This is a genomic window from Heliomarina baculiformis, from assembly GCF_019966545.1.
GTDB lineage: Bacteria > Pseudomonadota > Alphaproteobacteria > Rhodobacterales > Rhodobacteraceae > Heliomarina > Heliomarina baculiformis.
Genome location: NZ_JAIMIC010000003.1, coordinates 450397 through 467501, shown reverse-complemented (window position 1 = coordinate 467501; position 17105 = coordinate 450397). Strand labels below are relative to the sequence as shown.

Annotated in this window: 20 protein-coding genes; all 20 read right to left on the bottom strand. The window is 59.5% G+C overall.

Translation table 11 applies throughout. From position 1 onward, the window contains the following. Positions 1 to 154 precede the first annotated feature (154 nt). The gene (locus tag MF268_RS09300) at positions 155 to 457 is read right to left on the bottom strand and encodes a DUF7742 family protein (RefSeq protein WP_238370585.1); all 303 of its coding nucleotides are present in this window, start codon (positions 455 to 457) and stop codon (positions 155 to 157) included. 4 nt (positions 458 to 461) lie between these two features. Further along, on the bottom strand, positions 462 to 4400 hold the full coding sequence (locus MF268_RS09295) for a baseplate multidomain protein megatron (protein WP_238370584.1): 3939 nt from the start codon (positions 4398 to 4400) through the stop codon (positions 462 to 464). Next, on the bottom strand, positions 4400 to 4846 hold the full coding sequence (locus MF268_RS09290; RefSeq protein ID WP_238370583.1) for an NlpC/P60 family protein: 447 nt from the start codon (positions 4844 to 4846) through the stop codon (positions 4400 to 4402). Before MF268_RS09290 ends, MF268_RS09295 begins: the two co-directional genes overlap by 1 nt. Continuing rightward, positions 4843 to 5730 (bottom strand): DUF2163 domain-containing protein, encoded by an 888-nt coding sequence (locus tag MF268_RS09285; protein WP_238370582.1) that lies wholly within the window; start codon positions 5728 to 5730, stop codon positions 4843 to 4845. Before MF268_RS09285 ends, MF268_RS09290 begins: the two co-directional genes overlap by 4 nt. Then, positions 5730 to 6362: a DUF2460 domain-containing protein gene (locus tag MF268_RS09280; RefSeq protein WP_238370581.1), complete on the bottom strand. Its 633-nt coding sequence runs from the start codon at positions 6360 to 6362 to the stop codon at positions 5730 to 5732. The genes MF268_RS09285 and MF268_RS09280 overlap by 1 nt, the downstream gene beginning before the upstream one ends. An 18-nt stretch (positions 6363 to 6380) precedes the next feature. Next, on the bottom strand, positions 6381 to 7037 hold the full coding sequence (locus MF268_RS09275; RefSeq protein ID WP_238370580.1) for a phage tail tape measure protein: 657 nt from the start codon (positions 7035 to 7037) through the stop codon (positions 6381 to 6383). Position 7038: 1 nt separating this feature from the next. Next, positions 7039 to 7233, bottom strand: coding sequence for a rcc01693 family protein (locus MF268_RS09270; RefSeq protein WP_238370579.1), 195 nt, complete (start codon positions 7231 to 7233; stop codon positions 7039 to 7041). Further along, positions 7230 to 7550 carry a gene transfer agent family protein gene (locus MF268_RS09265; RefSeq protein ID WP_238370578.1) on the bottom strand — a complete coding sequence of 107 codons (321 nt, stop codon included), beginning with the start codon at positions 7548 to 7550 and terminating at the stop codon, positions 7230 to 7232. Before MF268_RS09265 ends, MF268_RS09270 begins: the two co-directional genes overlap by 4 nt. 5 nt (positions 7551 to 7555) lie before the next feature. Beyond that, a complete protein-coding gene (locus MF268_RS09260) occupies positions 7556 to 7969 on the bottom strand; it encodes a phage major tail protein, TP901-1 family (RefSeq protein ID WP_088632583.1) in 414 nt (137 codons plus the stop codon). A 23-nt stretch (positions 7970 to 7992) separates the two neighbouring features. Beyond that, positions 7993 to 8406 (bottom strand): DUF3168 domain-containing protein, encoded by a 414-nt coding sequence (locus tag MF268_RS09255; RefSeq protein WP_088632584.1) that lies wholly within the window; start codon positions 8404 to 8406, stop codon positions 7993 to 7995. Then, entirely contained in the window at positions 8403 to 8741 is a 339-nt protein-coding gene (locus tag MF268_RS09250) for a head-tail adaptor protein (RefSeq protein ID WP_238370577.1), read from the bottom strand. The genes MF268_RS09255 and MF268_RS09250 overlap by 4 nt, the downstream gene beginning before the upstream one ends. After that, positions 8738 to 9337, bottom strand: a complete 600-nt coding sequence (locus tag MF268_RS09245) for a head-tail connector protein (protein ID WP_238370576.1) — start codon at positions 9335 to 9337, stop codon at positions 8738 to 8740. Before MF268_RS09245 ends, MF268_RS09250 begins: the two co-directional genes overlap by 4 nt. Before the next feature lie 168 nt (positions 9338 to 9505). Next, positions 9506 to 10687, bottom strand: a complete 1182-nt coding sequence (locus MF268_RS09240) for a phage major capsid protein (RefSeq protein WP_238370575.1) — start codon at positions 10685 to 10687, stop codon at positions 9506 to 9508. A gap of 36 nt (positions 10688 to 10723) precedes the next feature. Next, positions 10724 to 11281 (bottom strand): HK97 family phage prohead protease, encoded by a 558-nt coding sequence (locus MF268_RS09235; RefSeq protein ID WP_088632588.1) that lies wholly within the window; start codon positions 11279 to 11281, stop codon positions 10724 to 10726. Between the two features lie 35 nt (positions 11282 to 11316). Beyond that, positions 11317 to 11544, bottom strand: coding sequence for a GTA head formation protein, RCAP_rcc01685 family (locus tag MF268_RS09230; RefSeq protein ID WP_238370574.1), 228 nt, complete (start codon positions 11542 to 11544; stop codon positions 11317 to 11319). Further along, positions 11537 to 12724, bottom strand: a complete 1188-nt coding sequence (locus MF268_RS09225; protein ID WP_238370573.1) for a phage portal protein — start codon at positions 12722 to 12724, stop codon at positions 11537 to 11539. The genes MF268_RS09230 and MF268_RS09225 overlap by 8 nt, the downstream gene beginning before the upstream one ends. A 114-nt stretch (positions 12725 to 12838) precedes the next feature. Next, complete coding sequence (locus tag MF268_RS09220) at positions 12839 to 14152, bottom strand: DNA-packaging protein (protein WP_238370572.1); 1314 nt, start codon at positions 14150 to 14152, stop codon at positions 12839 to 12841. Next, a complete protein-coding gene (locus tag MF268_RS09215; RefSeq protein WP_238370571.1) occupies positions 14118 to 14462 on the bottom strand; it encodes a hypothetical protein in 345 nt (114 codons plus the stop codon). Before MF268_RS09215 ends, MF268_RS09220 begins: the two co-directional genes overlap by 35 nt. Before the next feature lie 223 nt (positions 14463 to 14685). Beyond that, positions 14686 to 15840: an endolytic transglycosylase MltG gene (gene mltG, locus MF268_RS09210; RefSeq protein WP_238370570.1), complete on the bottom strand. Its 1155-nt coding sequence runs from the start codon at positions 15838 to 15840 to the stop codon at positions 14686 to 14688. Then, positions 15840 to 17099, bottom strand: coding sequence for a beta-ketoacyl-ACP synthase II (fabF, locus tag MF268_RS09205; RefSeq protein WP_238370569.1), 1260 nt, complete (start codon positions 17097 to 17099; stop codon positions 15840 to 15842). Before fabF ends, mltG begins: the two co-directional genes overlap by 1 nt. Positions 17100 to 17105: the final 6 nt, after the last annotated feature.

The window sequence follows — 17105 nt, the reverse complement described above, 5'->3', positions numbered from 1 at the left end:
ATCCTTGTTTTCCGAGATTCCGGTCAGATGAATACAGGTTCATCTTAGCCAGTATTCGCTCTTATGCCCAAACGCAAATCTGTGATGGCCTTAATTCCGGAACCGAATGGTCAATCGGTTTGGTAAAAAACAGGGATTCTTCGCTGATGCAGATTTAGGGGTTTGACCGCTGATCCTTCAGGAGAGCCAGCTTAAGTTGCTCAAGAACGGTCTGAAAACACTCGATGAATTCGACATTGTCGAAACCGGGTTCACTGGCCAGCCGGTACTTTCGCGCCGCCATCATGAGAGATCCGTTCCCCCATTCGGGATGAAGGCGTCCTGTTCGCTGAACATGCCGGTCCGCCAGTTCCGCCTCTCGCACCATCTGCTGGCACAGCGCCTGACGGCGCCCGGGTGCGCTCGCCAGCAGCGCCCGGGCGGCATTCGAGACATCTCCGTGTAGCAGTGGACGCATTTCCCTACCCGGCTACCGTGATCCTGCGGAACAGGCCGGGACCGTAGCGCGCGGATACCTGCGCGACTTCGACATCGAAGTCTGTGTCGGCCTGCAATCCGTCTGCGGCCTGAGCACCTGTCGAGTAAGTCCACGCCGGTAGCGAGACCTCGATTTGCCTTAGCAGATCGCCGGATTGCCAGACACGTATGAGGTAAAGCTCTTGCTCTTCGCCCAGCGGCACCTCGGGCGTATTCCAGTCGTCTCCGTCGATACGGGTCCGGCGGATCCAGGTCAGGCTTATCGCGCCGCCACTTACTTTCTTGGCAAGCACATGCGCAGGCGCATATGGGCGGAGACCGTTACCGTCGAATGACGCAACGATATGTTCATAGGACGGGTCATCCACAGGGCGCCGCGCCGGTCCGATCCGGTAGTGCCGCGCGATGCGACGTTTGGTGCTGGCAAGGTCGATCTGCGGTGCGGTCCCGTCCAGCAGAACGAACCAGCTGCCGACCGGCCAAGGATCAGCTGCCAAGGGGTCGCTTCCCGCCTGCCCGCGCAGGAAACCACTTAGCCAATATGTATCGGGTGAGATCAGTTCGGCGTCGCGAAACTGGATAAGTTCCCAGTTGCCGGGCGCACCATCGCCGATGGCGGCAACATTGGCGCCGTTAAGCACGGCATCCTCGGGTCGGCTTTCGAGTGCGCCGTAAATGAGTTTGACCTGCAGATGCGCCCCATTCTGCCACAACCCGGGGCGCGCCCAGCGCAAGGGCGTTTCGATAGTTCCTATTACAGAGCGCGCCGCAATGATTTCATCCAGAACGAAATTATCATCGCTTTCCGAACTGTACACGGCGACCGTTCCCGGCCAGGGCTGTGACGTTACAGCTAGATGGGGCGCGTGCGGCACCTCGTCGCCGCGCATAAGCGATAGATCCATGAACAAGGGCAGTACCGGTGTCGGCGCCGCAAAGGCGCGTTGTCCGGCCAGTTTTCCTGCAATCTCCGGCAGTTCGTAAACCGAAGGCTCGATGCGTACCGCATCGATCAATTGCAATTCCATGTGTTCGACCCGGTCTATGCGGTACAAGGCGTCGCCTTCCAGTTGGTCCCCTGCCACTGAAACGATGTCCCCGGCGCCGAGGTCCAGCCGAGAGGGCGGAAGGGCAAAACGGATGGTGTCTCGCGCCAGCTGCGCCTCGCTCAGCCAGCGTTCGGCGACCTGACGGCCCTCGGCACGGGTCATGGCAATGGGCAGATCGCTGGCGGAAACTGCGTGCGTTGCCTGATCTGGCAACACGGCCTCTTCGGCAACGATGTCATGATCCCCGCCGGACTGGATGAAACGGATACGGATACGTCCCGTGGTTTCCGCCTCGGCCGCGCGGAGCTGCTCGAAAGAGCCGTCCATCTCCGACGTTAACGCAAGGCGTTCGGCTTCAAGCACAATGGGGTTCTTGCCATCCCGCAGCCGAAACTCCAAGACCCCGTCCTTCTCGATCACATCGAAGCCATACCGCAGCATGAGAGGCTGCAGCGCCGCGCGGGCGTTGCTGACCCGATCGACCGTATATCCACGAACGACACCGTACAGCCTCTCTGCATTCACGGCGTTAATCCCGGAGCGCGAACAGAGTTCTTCGACAACGGAGCGCAGAGTGCGTGCGCCGACCCGGCCATTCAACCAGTGACCGCGCAGGTAATTCTCTCCATCCGCCCAGAGTTCCTGATTGTTAGGAAAGGCCGGATAGGGCCGCACGTCCCACGCCCAGACAAAGGCATGGCCGAGATCTATCATCGGGCCATCGTAAATATCGGAAATCGGGTTGTTTGCAGCTTCTCCCCAATGGCCGAGGATCGCCCTCAGATACTGGCCTTGGATAAAGTCGTCACGCTGACCGTTTGAGTACTTGGGCAATCGCGATTCTGACGACTTGGGATCGACGAACTTGTTCGGTTGGTTGGTTCCCTTGTCCACGGCGGCACAGCCGAGTTCGGTAAACCAGATCGGTTTTGAACGCGGCTCCCAATCGGTCGGCGTGGATTGGCGCACTCCGCCGATGCGCTCGTGATGACTGTTCTGCCACCAGCTCCTGAGATCCTTGTACCGCCAGATCCACGGTTCCCCATGCGCTTGATCCATGATCTCGGTCCGAATCTGGCCAGCTTCCGCCTCGGATGAGTGATAGTACCAGTCGAACCCTTCGCCGCCTTCGACATTGGCGCGCAGGTAGTCCAGATCGTAAATACTCTCCCAGCCCGCTTGCCTGTCCAGATGGGTATCCCCGTCCCGCCAGTCGGAAAGCGGCATGTAGTTATCGATCCCGATGAAATCGATGTTATCATCCGCCCAAAGGGGATCGAGGTGAAAGTACCTGTCACCGCTTCCATCTTGCGGCTGATATCCGAAATACTCGGACCAGTCGGCGGCGTAGCTGATCCGGGTATCCGCTCCGAGGATGACACGCACATCCGCCGCCAGCTGCCGTAATGCCTGAACGGCCGGGAAGCCCAGCGTGCCGCGGATTTGGGTCAACCCGCGCATTTCGGAGCCGATGCAAAAGGACGACACGCCACCGGCCGCAGCGCAAAGAGCCGCGTAGTGCAGGATGAACCGACGGAGTCCCCAATTCTCGGCCCCGGAATAGGTGACCACGCCATCGCCAATCGAGAAATCCGCAACCTGAGCTGACCCGAAAAACGCCGCGACTTCGTCATCTGCTGTCGCCGTGCCATCCGGACTGCCGGGCTGGCCCGGTGCCTGTGACAGCGTGATGCGGCCCCGCCATGGGAGATGCGGTTGCTCCTCTGCGCCAGACCAGGGATCCGGCAATGTATTGCCCTGTTTCTGATCCATAAGTATGAACGGATAGAACAGCACGTCGATACCGTTTGCGTTCATGTGACGGATCGCTTCCACCACAGAGGCATCCGCCGGCGTGCCGCCGTATATAGGACGATCATCCACGCGCGCGATGGTCTCTGCCGTGGCTCTGGTCAGGCCAGAAACGCGCCATGGCATATTACCACCGTCGAATTCGGCACGTTCGACCTTTGGTACTATCGGGCAGGAAACACAGCGGAGATCACCCCCAAACCATGAGACAACCAGAGAGCCGGCCCTACAATTGGGCAATTCTTCCGACAGCGACTGGATAGAGGTCTCGAAGTCGCTGAGGCCAGAGGGTGTATGTACATTGGCTGTCCACTTGCTGCCCGGCCCCCCATCATAATGAACGGCTGTCGTCGCAAGCGAATATTCTCCGGTGCCCGGGATCAGTGCAACGCCCCGCACAATCTGCGCAAGGTCCTGCACATATGTGTCTGCGTTCTTCTGTTCCTGCCGAACAACTTCGAAAGAAAACTGGGGGACCCTGTTTCCAAACCGCTCCAGCGCAATATTATCCATGACAACGTAGGCGGTACCGCGGTAGGCGGGCACCTGCCCAGCGCCCTCGGTAGCCTCGATCACCGGGTCCGGCAACTGGTCTGACGTGCCTTTGTAGATGCGCATATTGAGATCCTCGCGCGAAACCTCTTCCCCATCCGCCCAGATGCGACCGACGCTTGCGATCTCCCCTTCACACAGTGCGATGGCCAGCGATACGTTGTAGCTGTAACGAGTAGTCTTCGGCGCGTTTGGCGCGCCCTTTCCGCCGCCTCCGGTCGTCATTGAGGTTTCGCGGAATTGAGACGCCCAGATCACCTGCCCGCCAACCCGCATGCGACCGTAAACCTGCGCTATCGCTTCCCCTTCGCTGGCCTGGGTCAATCGGAACCGTTCGACCCGGCCTGTTTCGACAGGCTCCGATCCCTGCCCAAGCAGCCGTTGGTCGATGACCTTCCCGACAGTCGCGCCAACCGCACGGCCCAATACGGCAGATGACAGGCCCGCTACGGCGCCCCCAACCGACCCACCGATGGCCGCGCCTGCGGCGGATAAAAGAATTGTCGCCATTACCCGACCTCCCTAGGGAATTCAAAGCTCGCGACCACACGGCGACGCCAAGGCGCGCTAAGCATGCTCTCGACAACACCATGGCCGCTATAGGCATGAACAAAGGTCGGATAAGGGGTAAGCTGCACCAGAATGCCAAGATGCTTGGCAACGGCCCGCTTGCGCATCCGAAAAAGGATCAGATCGCCCGGAAATACAACGCCAGCTTCTTTCTCGGACAAATGCCGGGCGGCTGCCGCCCAGAGCCGCTCCTTTCCCTGAACCTCAGACCAATCGTAGCTGTAGGCAGGCACAATTTCCGGTTCGCGTCCATAGAGCGTCCTCCACACACCCCGAACAAGACCAAGGCAGTCTGCCCCCGCCCCGAGGACAGAGGCCTGGTGCCGATAGGGCGTACCGATCCAGTCTCTGGCCGTCTGAACGATCTGATCCGCCAACACCGTCATCTGCGGCTCCCCCCTGTATTCACGCCCGATTGACGGGGAACCGACATGACCCAGTCCTCGCCGGGAATGTCCGGAAAACCCTGAAAATTCAGAAGATTATTGAACTTGAGCTGGCAGGTCTCGAATAGCTTGTCGCATCCGGCTTCTAGCCGGATCATATCGCCCGACAAGACCTGACCGCGAAGAGGCCGCCACAGTTGAACCTGTCTCGCCTCTCCCAGTTTCCGGTCCTTCTTGACTGCTCCCCAAAGACCGGTCGCTTTGCCCGTCAGGACGGAAAATCGACCCCGCGAGAACCAACCGTCTTCAAAGCCTTCGATCAATTTCCAATCGAACTGTTGCGCATCGCTGACGCGCTCGACCTCGATATCCAACGCATAACCCGGCTGCGTCAAATCGAAGGTGCAGGACGCATCCCCCAGTACCGCTGTACAGGGCTTCTGGTAGACTCGCCCGATCAGCACGTTGAGCTTTTCGGTCAATCCGCGCAGCTCGGCCCGGAATGCGCCAGCGCCCCGTTTGATCTCACCGATGTTGCCCCGAAACTGAAGCCAGCGCGAAGATGTGTTCGACCAGTTGACCAACCATGCGCGCACTTCGGCGTCATCGAACCGGCCAGCCTCGATGTCATCCTCGCGGATCGCGGCATCGCTCAGGGCGCCCAGCGCCTCGCTGTTATCGACGGACAGGCCTGTGCTCTGCTGCAGCGCCATTGCGGAAAGCCCTGTATTGGCCATGAACGTGACACCGTCAAAAACCAGATCGCAATCGTGATCGGTAAACCCGTATATCTCGCCATCGGCCCTCGTGATCGACCAGCAACGGCAGAGCGTTGTGACACCCGACGCCAAATGCGCCTGCAAATCCGCACCTAAACCTCCCATCAGACACGGACCTCGACAACCGGCACGTTCGGCACGTCACCCGCCTGAAAACTCGCGACGCTTGTATGTATCCGGTCGGCGTCAAATCGGACTGGTACATCAAATTCGAAGCCGGCAGTGATACGGGCCGATTCCACCGGAGGCGAGGAAAACGTCACGACACCGGTGGCAAAATCGACATTGTAATCGATAGCTTCCTGCATCTCATCCTGCTCAACCCCGATGCGCACCGTGCCTGAAACCGGTTTGTTGATCGGACGCTTGTACTCGTAGCTTCCCGAGCGATAGGTCTTGGCCAATTGGAATGAGACGGTATCGCCATCCGCAATAGCAATCACCTGATCTTGAAATGTCGGTTCGACAGTTGCGCGGCTCGATTTGAAATCGGACCAGTCCTTCCAGCGGAACCCGTACATCTGTCCACGCCGCGCCTCGAAAAACGAGATTAGTGTTTCGATATCATCCAGCGACCGCATCCCAAGCCCGGCGTCATAGCGGCGACGCGAATGGGCCCATGGCGTGTTGCGTTCTTCGAACCCGTTGGCAAGAGTGACGACATCCGTGCGTCGTTCAGGTCCCCCGATGGACCCGAAACTCAGACTAGCGGGAAACCTGACCTCGTGAAAATTCATGCCTCATCTCCCTAAGTTTCAGCGGTTCCGGTTTCCGCGCCCCAGCGCCCGGCCCATCTGTGCCGCGATCTGTCCCTGGCTGCGCTGAAAGCCCTGTACATCGGGCGTGGTGATATTCATGACGACATTCACCGAGCTACCGCCGCCCTTTACGCCCAGTTTTCCGTCAGCACCCCGCGCAAGCGGCATGATCGCCTCAGGACCGGATTCCCCCATGAGTCCGATCCCGCCGCGCATCGGAAATGTCGTTGCTCCCGAAATGATGCCCCCAAGGGCAAAAGGCATGACCCTGCCCTGACTGAAAGCGGCTCCATTCTCGAATGGAAGAAGACCCTCGACGATTGAATTTACCCCCTTGGCCATCAGCCCGCCGAAATGGTTGGTCACCGGGCGCATCGCAGCGGAATACGAGGTCTGGACCATCGAGCGCGCCATCGTCTCCAGAGCGTCGCTCAGCTTCATTCCGTCAAAGACCACGCCGTCGAAAGCCCGCCGCAGCCCTTTGGACAGTCCTCGCTCGAGAACGGCGACATCTGCACCGGTGGCGGCGAGTGACTCCCTCATCCGTTGCAATTCGCTATCAAAGCCTGCCGCCATATTGGCAGCCGCGCTCAGGCTATCTTCCAGTGCCTCGGCGCGATCATCGAGCTCATCAATTCCGTCTCGGTCAGCCATTTTACTCTCCTGTTACCTCGTCCGGAAAAGCATTCAGCAATCGATCAAGACCTTTGCGGTCCATCGCGCCTGTCATTCCACCCTGCCCAAGCATCAGCCGAAGTTCGGCGGGTGTAAGTTTCCAGAACTGTTCCGGTGTCAGGCGCAGCCCGTAAAGCCCGGCGCGCATCAATGCAGGCCAATCGAGGGTTGTCATGCCTCGCCCGGCACCATGAAAGCGCGGGCGAGCAATTTGGCCGCAACCCGCGCCGCCGCCATCGGTCCACCCTCTATATCCGCCGTCAGCAGCGCCTGGGCATCCAGTGCAGATCCTCCACCTCGCAACCCGGCAAGAATCAGGGCCAGAACATCGGAGCTGGAATAAGCACCGCTTTCGAACCGCTGAACCATGTCGACCAGCGAGCCCGCCTTCATTGAAGCCTCCAGCTCTGCCAGGGCGCCCAGCGTCAGCTTGAGCACATGCTCCTGGCCGTCGATCACAAGGCTGACTTCGCCCGAATAAGGGTTGGCCATCTTGTTCACAGCGCGCTGAAGGTCAGCGCACCGGCGCTTGCCAGTGACATCTCATAGGTCGCCTCACCGTTGTGGCTTCCGGCATATTCTATCGAGGTCACCTGAAACGGGCCTTCGACGATGCCGAAATCGGGTATAACGATCTGGAAATCTGGTGTTTCCCCGTCAAAGAAGAGTTGACGCGCACGTTCATCGGTTCCCTCGTCGCGGAAAATGCCCGAACCCGAAATCGCCGCCGATTTCACCCCCGCGCCGGACAACAGCTCCCGCCATCCTCCCTGGCTCTCCAGACTGGTGACATCCACGGTTTCCGCGTTGAAACTGACCCGCGTCGCGCGCAGACCGGCGATGGATTGAAACTGGCCGCTGCCAGTCATGTCGACTTTGACCAAAAGGTCTTTCCCGTTCTGAGCGCCCATTGTGCCTCTCCAGATTTATGAATTTAGTAATCTTCGACGCGTGCGCGAAACCGAAGATCTATGCGACGGGCGCTTCCTGCCGTGCCGCTGCGCCTTGCAGTTGCCCGTTCGAACCAGAGACCAACAAGACGGCCACGGCTGAGCGTCAGATCCGCATCCACAAGCGTATCGCTGATCGCAGCCGCAACGGCCTTGGCGCCCGCATATCCCGAAGCTTCGGTGACCACCGATACGCGAAACCGGTGGATGGCACCGTGCCCCGTCACATCCGACCTATCTCGGACGTCTTCCTCGCCTAAAGCGATATAGGTCTGGGGTATCGTACCGCTTGGCAGGGCATCATAAACCGCGCTGCCGACAAGCGATTGTATCTCCGGGTCGGAGCTGAGTTTTTGATAGACCGCCGCCTGAAGCGCATCTCCCTCGCCATAGCTCATGTGACGATCTCCTCATCCGCAAAACAGGTCAGGTATCTTCCGTTATCATCGCGCTCGGCCACGGCCCGTATTAGGAACAACCGCGGACCTTCCCGAAACCGCTGGTCCGGCTTCGGCCGCGAAGGCGCCCCATGGGGTGATCCCCGCACGACGATCTTGTAGCTCATCGCGGAAACCGGCACGCCCGCTTCGGACCTTTCCCGACCCGTACGGGCACTGACATTGGCCCAGAGATGGCCAAGCGGCACCCAGACCTCGGCGTAACCGCCACCACCGTCCGGCACACGTTCAAGCGTTTCCAGCATCAGCAGCCGGTTCAGGTTGGGCAAGGTCATTGGCCATACCCCGGCGTCACCCGCAATGGCCGGTAACGCTGGACAAGGCTTGCCACACCAAAAGGCATGCAACCGTCGCTCAGAACCGTTTCGTTTCGGTATTCATAGTAATGTGCTGCAAGCAGCAGCACGGCTTGTGCAAGATCTGCCGGCAAGGCGTCCCAGACCTCGGCAAATCCGGCAATAAACCTGATCCGCACCGACCCACCAAGCGACACCATCGGAAGCACGCCACCGACAGGGCGGATGCGCGGTCTCTGACTATCCTGCTCAAGCCGGAACTGGCTGAGCGGAACATCCGTCTCCTGACCCAACGCGTTGATTAGCGTCACCTGCGTGATGGCGTTGACCGGCGCGACAGGCAAGGTTTGCCCGGACCGGTCGCGCCAACCGGATCGCGTCCAGAGGAAGGCGCGCGAAATCAAGACTTTACCCGTGCGCGCTTCGATGGCGGCAATGGCCGCACGCAAGAACCCCTTGATAACAGCATCCTGCAAACCGTCTTCGGCAAAGCCGCTTCCCTGACGTAGATGTGCTTTGAACTGATCAACCGGCAGAGCCGTATCAGGCAAAGTTGCCTCTTCGATCAACATCATGAATTCACTCCGTAAATTCCGCCTATCCGATACGGCCCTCGTGAATTGCACGGGCTGATTATCCGACATTGCTCGACGAGGATCGCCCAGCAGGACAACTTGGAACGGCTTTTGGTGAGACGCCCCCGGCATGAGGCCGGCGATCCGGCCTCATCTTGGGCGGAAGGTTCAGACGACGCCGAACTTCAACAGCTTGATGGCGGCGAAATCCGAAACGTCTCCGCCGACGCGTTTGGTCGCGTAGAAAAGTACATGCGGCTTCGCGCTGAACGGGTCGCGCAGCACACGCAGGTCAGGACGCTCGGCAATCGTATACCCGGCATTGAAATCGCCGAATGCGATCGAGAAACTGTCACTCTCGGCGTCAGGCATGTCTTCGGCCACGACAACCGCGTACCCCATCAGGCGGGCGGGCTCGGCCTGAGCCATGCCGTCAGACCACAGGAACCGACCGTCCGCATCCTTCAGCTTCCGCACCATGCCGGCCGTTCGGGAATTCATCACAAAGGTCGCATTGGCCCGATACTGCGCGCCCAGCGCATAGATCAAATCGACGATCGCGTCGGCATCGCCGATTTCGCCATCGACCCCGGTTGCGACATAACCGATGTTCCCCCATGACCAGGACCCGTTATCGACCTTGGTGTGATCCAAAATGCCGCGCGGCTTGTCTATGCCGTCGCCGTCGATAAATGCGGCCGCCTCGGCACGGGCGAATTTATCGGCAATACGCCCCGCCAGCCAGCCTTCGACGTCAAAAGCACTGTCGTCAAGCAGCCGCTGCGACGCCTTTGGCAAAGCGCAGAGTTCATGCAGGGGGATTGAAATCCGGTCCAGCTGCGGACTCGCGGTTTCCGCGACAGCAGAAGTCTCGCTTGCCCATCCCGCACCAATCTGGGCGTGATCCACAAGCACGTCGTATGTCGTCGCTTCGACGTTGACCACAGAGGCAATCGATCGGATGGAAGCGGTCGAATACAGCACGGACTGAACACGTTCGGATGTCTGCGGGTCGACAAGGTAGCCACCATCGCTGTTGACTACGGTGGACAATCCCTTGCTTTCGATTTCAAGCCCGCGCAATGCGTCGTCATCGCCGGACCGCAGATAAGCGTTGAAAGCCTTGCAATGCGGAGCCCCATGATCGGTAGACCCGGCAAGATGCGGACGCGCCGCCAATTGTGATTTTCGATCCAGCATTGTCAGTCGCTCTTCCGTTTGTTTCAGTTTCGCTTCCATGGCGGATTGGAAACCGCCGAAGTCTTCGATGAATCCGGTCACCGCCCGTTTCAGCGCCAGAACCGGTGACAGATCTTCCCCGGCCCGAGCCTTCGTCTCGGTCTTGTTCATGCGAACATCCTCTGTTTCAATTTTCGGAAAGCAGCCTTACCGGCCTGCCAGTTCCAGTCGCGCCGCCTCGAAAGCAGCTGCCAGTTCACGCAGGCTGTCATCCGCGGCGGGGTCTTCCCCCTTGCAGGCGACACGCGCGCTGGACAGCATCGGGAAAGTCACAAGCGAAACTTCCCAAAGCTCCAGTTCGGTCAGAAGCCTCTGGCCCCTGTCATCCTTCGTCGATCTGATCGTTCTGTATCCGATAGACAATCCATCGATCGCCCCGGCTTCGATAAGGGCGGCGGCTTCGCGTCCGCGCTGCGTACAGTCAAGCAAGCGCCCCTTGACCCAAAGACCGCGCCCGTCTTCCCGCACTTCGTCCCATACACCGATCGGCTGCAAGGGATCGTGCTGCCATAACATTTTTACCCGGTCTTCGGCCGCGCAGATCTTGCGGATGGTTTCGCTATAAGCGCCTTTCTGCACGATATCGCCACTCTGATCGGGCTCTCCGAACAGGCTGGCATATCCTTCGATCACCGACTTGTCGCGAATTCGGATGCCGCCTCCGAACTTCTGGAATTTGTGCTCCAGTCCATACTCACTCTCCATGACGCCTTCCTCATTCTGTATTTTCGTGAACTGTCTCACTGAGACGAGACGATGACAGATTGAAACGCCTGGGCGAGGATGACGGCAGCCACCCCGTATACCGCCAACCAAAGACGTCTTTCGAGTCGCTCAATCAGTTCTTCCAGTCGATCCAGCCGCTTATCGATGTTATCCTGATGGATCTGGCAAACCTTCTCATGCGCTGCCAATTTCAGCCCCGGCGCACATTCGAATGGCTCGTATTTCCTCCAGTTTTCACTCATCCTTCTCCCCTTCAGGCAAAGCCGGCAGACCAAGCAATGCGCGTTTTTCGCCATCGGTCAGGAAATCCGCATTGCTGACCCGTGCCCATTGCGCATCGCGTTCGGCGGCCAGCGCCGACACCTGATCGAGATCCGGTTTCAGATCGAGGTTTTCGGACGTGAATTCCGACAACCAGTTGGACAAGGCACTGCTGACACGTGTCACCAGCGGCAGCACAGTCAGACGGAAGAACGCCCGGTTGGCTTCTTGGTAGTTCGCATAGGTGGCATCCCCCTGAATACCGAGCAACATCGGCGGCACCCCGAAAGCCAGCGCTATCTCGCGCGCCGCTGCTTCCTTGGTTTTCTGAAATTCCATGTCACTGGGGCTGAATCCCATCGGCTTCCAGTCCAGCCCCCCTTCAAGCACCATCGGACGGCCCGCATTCCGCGCCCCCTGATAATTTGCCTCGATCTCTTCCGACAGGCGCTGGAACTGATCTTCTGCCATCGACCCGTAGCCATCCGTACTGCGATAGACCAAAGCCCCGCTCGGACGTGCCGCGTTATCAAGAAGCGACTTGGACCAGCGCGAGGCGCTGTTGTGCACGTCAATTGCCATCGCTGCTGCCTGCATCGGCGACAAACCATAATGATCATCCTGCGGATGAAAGCTCTTTACATGGCAGATTGCAGAACCCGCCGCGCCCACGTCGAACCTGTGTTTGCGCCCGGCCACAGAATACTCGTAAGCGATGGGCCAGCCATCCGGCCCCGGCACCACACGCATGCGATCGGATCTCAGCACATGCAGCTCGAGCGGAAGACCCTCTTCCCCCAGAACGGCTTCAACATAGGCATTCCCGCTCAGCAGCAACTGACAGAACAGGGCTTCGAAAAGCTCGGCCCGGCCTTGCCCTAGGTTCGGCCGACGTACGAGATCCAATACCGGGTGGGTATCGTAACGCTGCGTGCAATCCTGAAGCACGAGCGGAATGGCCGAGGCCGCTTCGGCAATCAGCTTGATCGACCGGAAACCGACAGGGTTCCCGGCAAATCCGGTCCGGGTCAGCGAAACGGTATCCCGCGCGCTCCATGCGACGCGGCCGCTCGACTGGAACGCGACAACCGGCCCCGTGGCGCTGGCCTTTTGTTCCAGCGCGTCGCGCTCGCTTGCCTTCCGCAGGAAATCCAAAACCATCTCTGATGCTCCTTGGCTCAATCTCCGGCAGCCCCGCAAAGGCCGCTCCGGTCGCTTGGCATACTGAATAGCCGCCAAGTGCTAACGCCCGAAAAAGTGACCGTACGGTGGGGTTCAAAGGATCCTGACCCGTGGACGGCGGTATTGGTTGGCAGGCGCGATCAGCAGCTCATGCACCGCCCAGACAAGCGCATCCACCCGATCCGGAGAGCCTTCTCCCTCATAGCCGCGCGATGTCATGAGACCCATCTGTTCTTCAAGCTCGCTCAGACCTTCGACGTGTCGCACGCGCCCCTGCTCATACAATGCCGCGACTGGCTCGGCCCGCACGACCTTACCGCGTGTCGCGTGAACGCCCTTGTAGGGAACCAGCGGATCGACTTGCCGGATCACCTCTTCGACCAACTGTCCGCCCTGATTGACCTCGGCGATCAGCTTTTCCGCCCCATGGGCATCCATCGCCGCAATCGCTGCACAGGCCCATCCGACCGGCCCCACGCCCTTGATCGTGCAATCGGCAAGGATATAGGCCCGCCAGTCCTCCGGCGGCCCCTGAACCTGCGCACCGGCAACGATGATTCCGCAGGCATCCGCTTTGGAACCTGACGAGACCGCCGGATCGACGGCAACGACAACACGGTCAAGCGGCGGCACCGACAGGCAGCGCGCCCTGTCAAGCATTTCCCCGGTCCACCACGCGCCCTCGGTATCCGCGACGAGTACTCCGTCAAGCTCCTGCCGTCCCAGTCGCGTCCCGGCATAGCGTTCCCGCACCTCGGCAAGAAAGCTCTTGGCGAGATTGGCCTGGTTCGCTTCGGTCGCCGCCTGCGTTGTCACGGTTGACTTCAGCGCCATCAGATCCTTGAGAACGGGAACGTTTCTTGGCGTAGTGGTGACACAAACCCTCGGGTCCGACCCTAGCCGCAAAGCGAATTGCAGCATATCCCACGTGGCCTGAGCCTTCTTCCACTTGGCAAGTTCGTCGGCCCATGCTGCATCGAACTGCGGTCCGCGAAGCCCATCCGGATCATGCGCTGAAAAGAATTGAGCCTCAGCGCCGTTGGGCCAGACCAGCTTACGCTCGCTCGCCCGCCATTCCGGTCTGCGATCCGGCGGCGAACAGGCCAGAATGCCACTGTCTCCCATGACCATGACTTCGCGCACCTGATCATAGGTCTCTCCCAAAAGGGCAATGCGCGACGCCTTGCCTTTGTCGGCAGGACGCGCTCCTTCGACCTGGCTGCGCACCCATTCAGCACCGGCGCGGGTCTTGCCAGCACCGCGCCCGCCCAGTACCAGCCAAGAGCGCCACTTACCCTCTGGCGCTCTCTGATGGGGCAAGGCCCAGAAATCAAATAGGTATGGCAGTGCGCAGATTTCCTGCTCGCTCAGTTCATTCAGGAAGGTCTCCCACACCTCTTTCGGCATAGATGCGAGCGAGTCTGCTCTCAACTTCTGCCCGGGCATCTTCGAGGTTGAGGAAATTCCCGGTTCGTTGGCCTCCTGCGTCCTTTTCCAAATGCTCGACAAGGCTGATCTCCGTTTTCTGACAGATACGGATCAATCCTTCGATTGCCACGATCTGTTCTCTCATTCGTTCAAGACTCGAGAATTCCCCTTCCTGTAAGTTTTCCATGAGTATTTCTGCCTGTTGACGGACCCTACACACCGAGTCCCGAAGCGAGCGCAGTATTTGCGTCGCTTCAGACAGTCGTTTTTCTGAGGTCTTGTCGGTCATTTCGGCCTTTTATCCTTACACCCAAGGTTCTGAAGCAGCATGACGGAAAAAAAAATCAGCCTCCGGGCGCTTGCCCGTGGCTGACTTTTCTTCTCCGATCATAGGAAAAACCTACATAAGACCGGTCGGTATGTCAAGTTAATTTAGGTTAACAAAGACCTGTAACACCGTGCGATCATTACGGAATTCTCATTAACGCCGCACGGTGGCCAGTAACGCTATCTTAATTGTTCGCCCGCTCCGCTTCGATCTGGCGCCATTTCGCCACGTTGCGATTATGGTCCTCAAGCGTCGTCGCAAACGCGTGCCCCCCGCTGCCGTCAGCAACAAAGAACACGTAATCTGTCGCCGTCGGAGACGCTGCTGCATCAAGGCTCGCCTGACCCGGGTTTGCAATCGGCGTCGGGGGAAGCCCTTCGATTACATAGGTATTCCACGGTGTAGCACGGCGAAGCTCGCTTTGCCGCAGGCCGCGCCCCAGAACGCCTTGGCCCTTCGTGATACCATAGATGACCGTCGGGTCGGTCTGAAGACGCATACCCGCATTCAGCCGGTTGACGAAGACACTGGCAACCTCCCCGCGCTCACTCGGCACGCCGGTTTCCTTTTCGACGATGGACGCGAGGATCAGCAGATCCTGCGGCGTCTCAAGCGGCAGATCCGGTTCCCGCGCTTCCCAAGCGGCAGCCAGCCGGGCCGACTGGGTCGCTTTCATGCGCTCCAGAACAGAGTCACGCGTGGCGCCTTCGCTAATCTCGTAGCTGTCAGGCGCAAGCGTTCCTTCCGCCGGCACCTCTGCCACCTCGCCTTCAAGCATGTCCATCGCCTTGAGCGCTTCGACCACCTGCCAGCTCGTCACGCCCTCGGCCAGAGCCACCCGATAGCGTGTATCGGACTCCGCACGGCGCGCGGTGAAAACCTCTGGCACCTCTTCGCCAGCAGGATCGAAAGCTGCCCGTTCCACGAATTCGTTCGTGGTTGGATCAAGTTCGCGCACACGCGCCTCGATGCTGGTCACACCGACGCGATAGACGATCTCGGTGCCACAGGTGCTCGCACCGCCACGGGTGACGCTATCCACGATCTCCTGCATCGAGGCGCCTTCCTCGATCAGAAAGCTGCCAGCCTTCAACTGGCTGGATTTTTCCGTGTAATCCGCTCCGATACGAAAGATCGCGGGATTGGTGACCGCACCCTGATCAGCCAGTTGCCGGCTGACCTCGGACATGTTCGATCCGCTCTTGACCCGCAGGCAGATCGCATCGCTCAGCGGACCAGAGGACGTGTATTGCGACTGTCCCCAGATCACGATTCCACCGATCAGGAACAGCCCCACAACCAGAAAGGTCAGCATGTTCGAGGCAAGGCTGCGCCACATCAGCCCATCTTTCCAAAAATGACGCTGGCGTTGGTACCGCCAAAGCCAAAGGAATTCGACAGGGCGACGTCGATCTTACGCTCACGCTTTGCATTCGGCGCGAGGTCGACCGGGGTTTCCACCGCCGGATTATCAAGGTTGATCGTCGGCGGTGCGACCTGATCGCGGATCGCAAGGATCGAGAAAATGGCTTCGATCGCCCCGGCCGCGCCCAGCAGGTGCCCGGTCGCCGATTTGGTCGAGGACATGGTCACTTTGTCCGCCGCATCGCCCATCAGACGTTCGACCGCGCCAAGTTCGATCGTGTCGGCCATCGTGCTGGTGCCATGCGCGTTGATATAATCGATATCGCTTGCTTCCAGCTTGGCATTCTTCAGTGCGGCCCGCATGGACCGTTCCGCACCGTTGCCATCCTCGGAAGGGGCCGTGATGTGATAAGCGTCGCCCGACATTCCATATCCAAGCACTTCTGCATAGATCTTGGCACCACGCGCCTTGGCGTGTTCATATTCTTCCAATACCACGATCCCGGCACCTTCGCCCATCACGAAGCCGTCACGATCCGCATCATAGGGGCGGCTTGCCTTGGTGGGATCATCCGCGCGCTTGGTCGACAGCGCCTTGCAGGCGTTGAACCCGGCGATACCGATCCGGCAGATTGCTGCCTCGGCACCCCCGGCAACCATCACATCCGCATCGCCAAGGGCGATAATGCGGCTGGCGTCGCCGATGGCATGGGCACCGGTCGAACAGGCCGTAACGACCGAATGGTTCGGCCCCTTGAAGCCGTACTCGATGCTCACCTGACCCGAGATCAGGTTAATCAGCGCCCCCGGGACAAAGAAAGGACTAACCCGGCGCGGACCTTTCTCTTCCATCATTACAGCCGTATTCGCAATTGAGTTCAGACCACCGATGCCGGAACCAATCAGCACACCGGTACGATAAAGGTCTTCCTCTTCGGTTGGCATCCAGCCGGAATCCTCGACTGCCTGCTTGGCCGCTGCAATCCCGAACATGATGAAGGTATCGACCTTGCGCTGTTCCTTGGGGGCCATGTACTTGTCGGCATTGAACGTCCCGTTCTCGCCGTCACCGCGCGGCACTTCGCAGGCATAGGTCGTGGCCAGCCCTTCCGTGTCGAACTGCGTGATCGGTCCTGCCCCTGACTGCCCGTCAAGAATCCGCGACCAGCTTTGCTCGACGCCATCTGCCAGAGGAGTTACCAACCCCAGCCCCGTTACGACAACTCTGCGCATGAACTG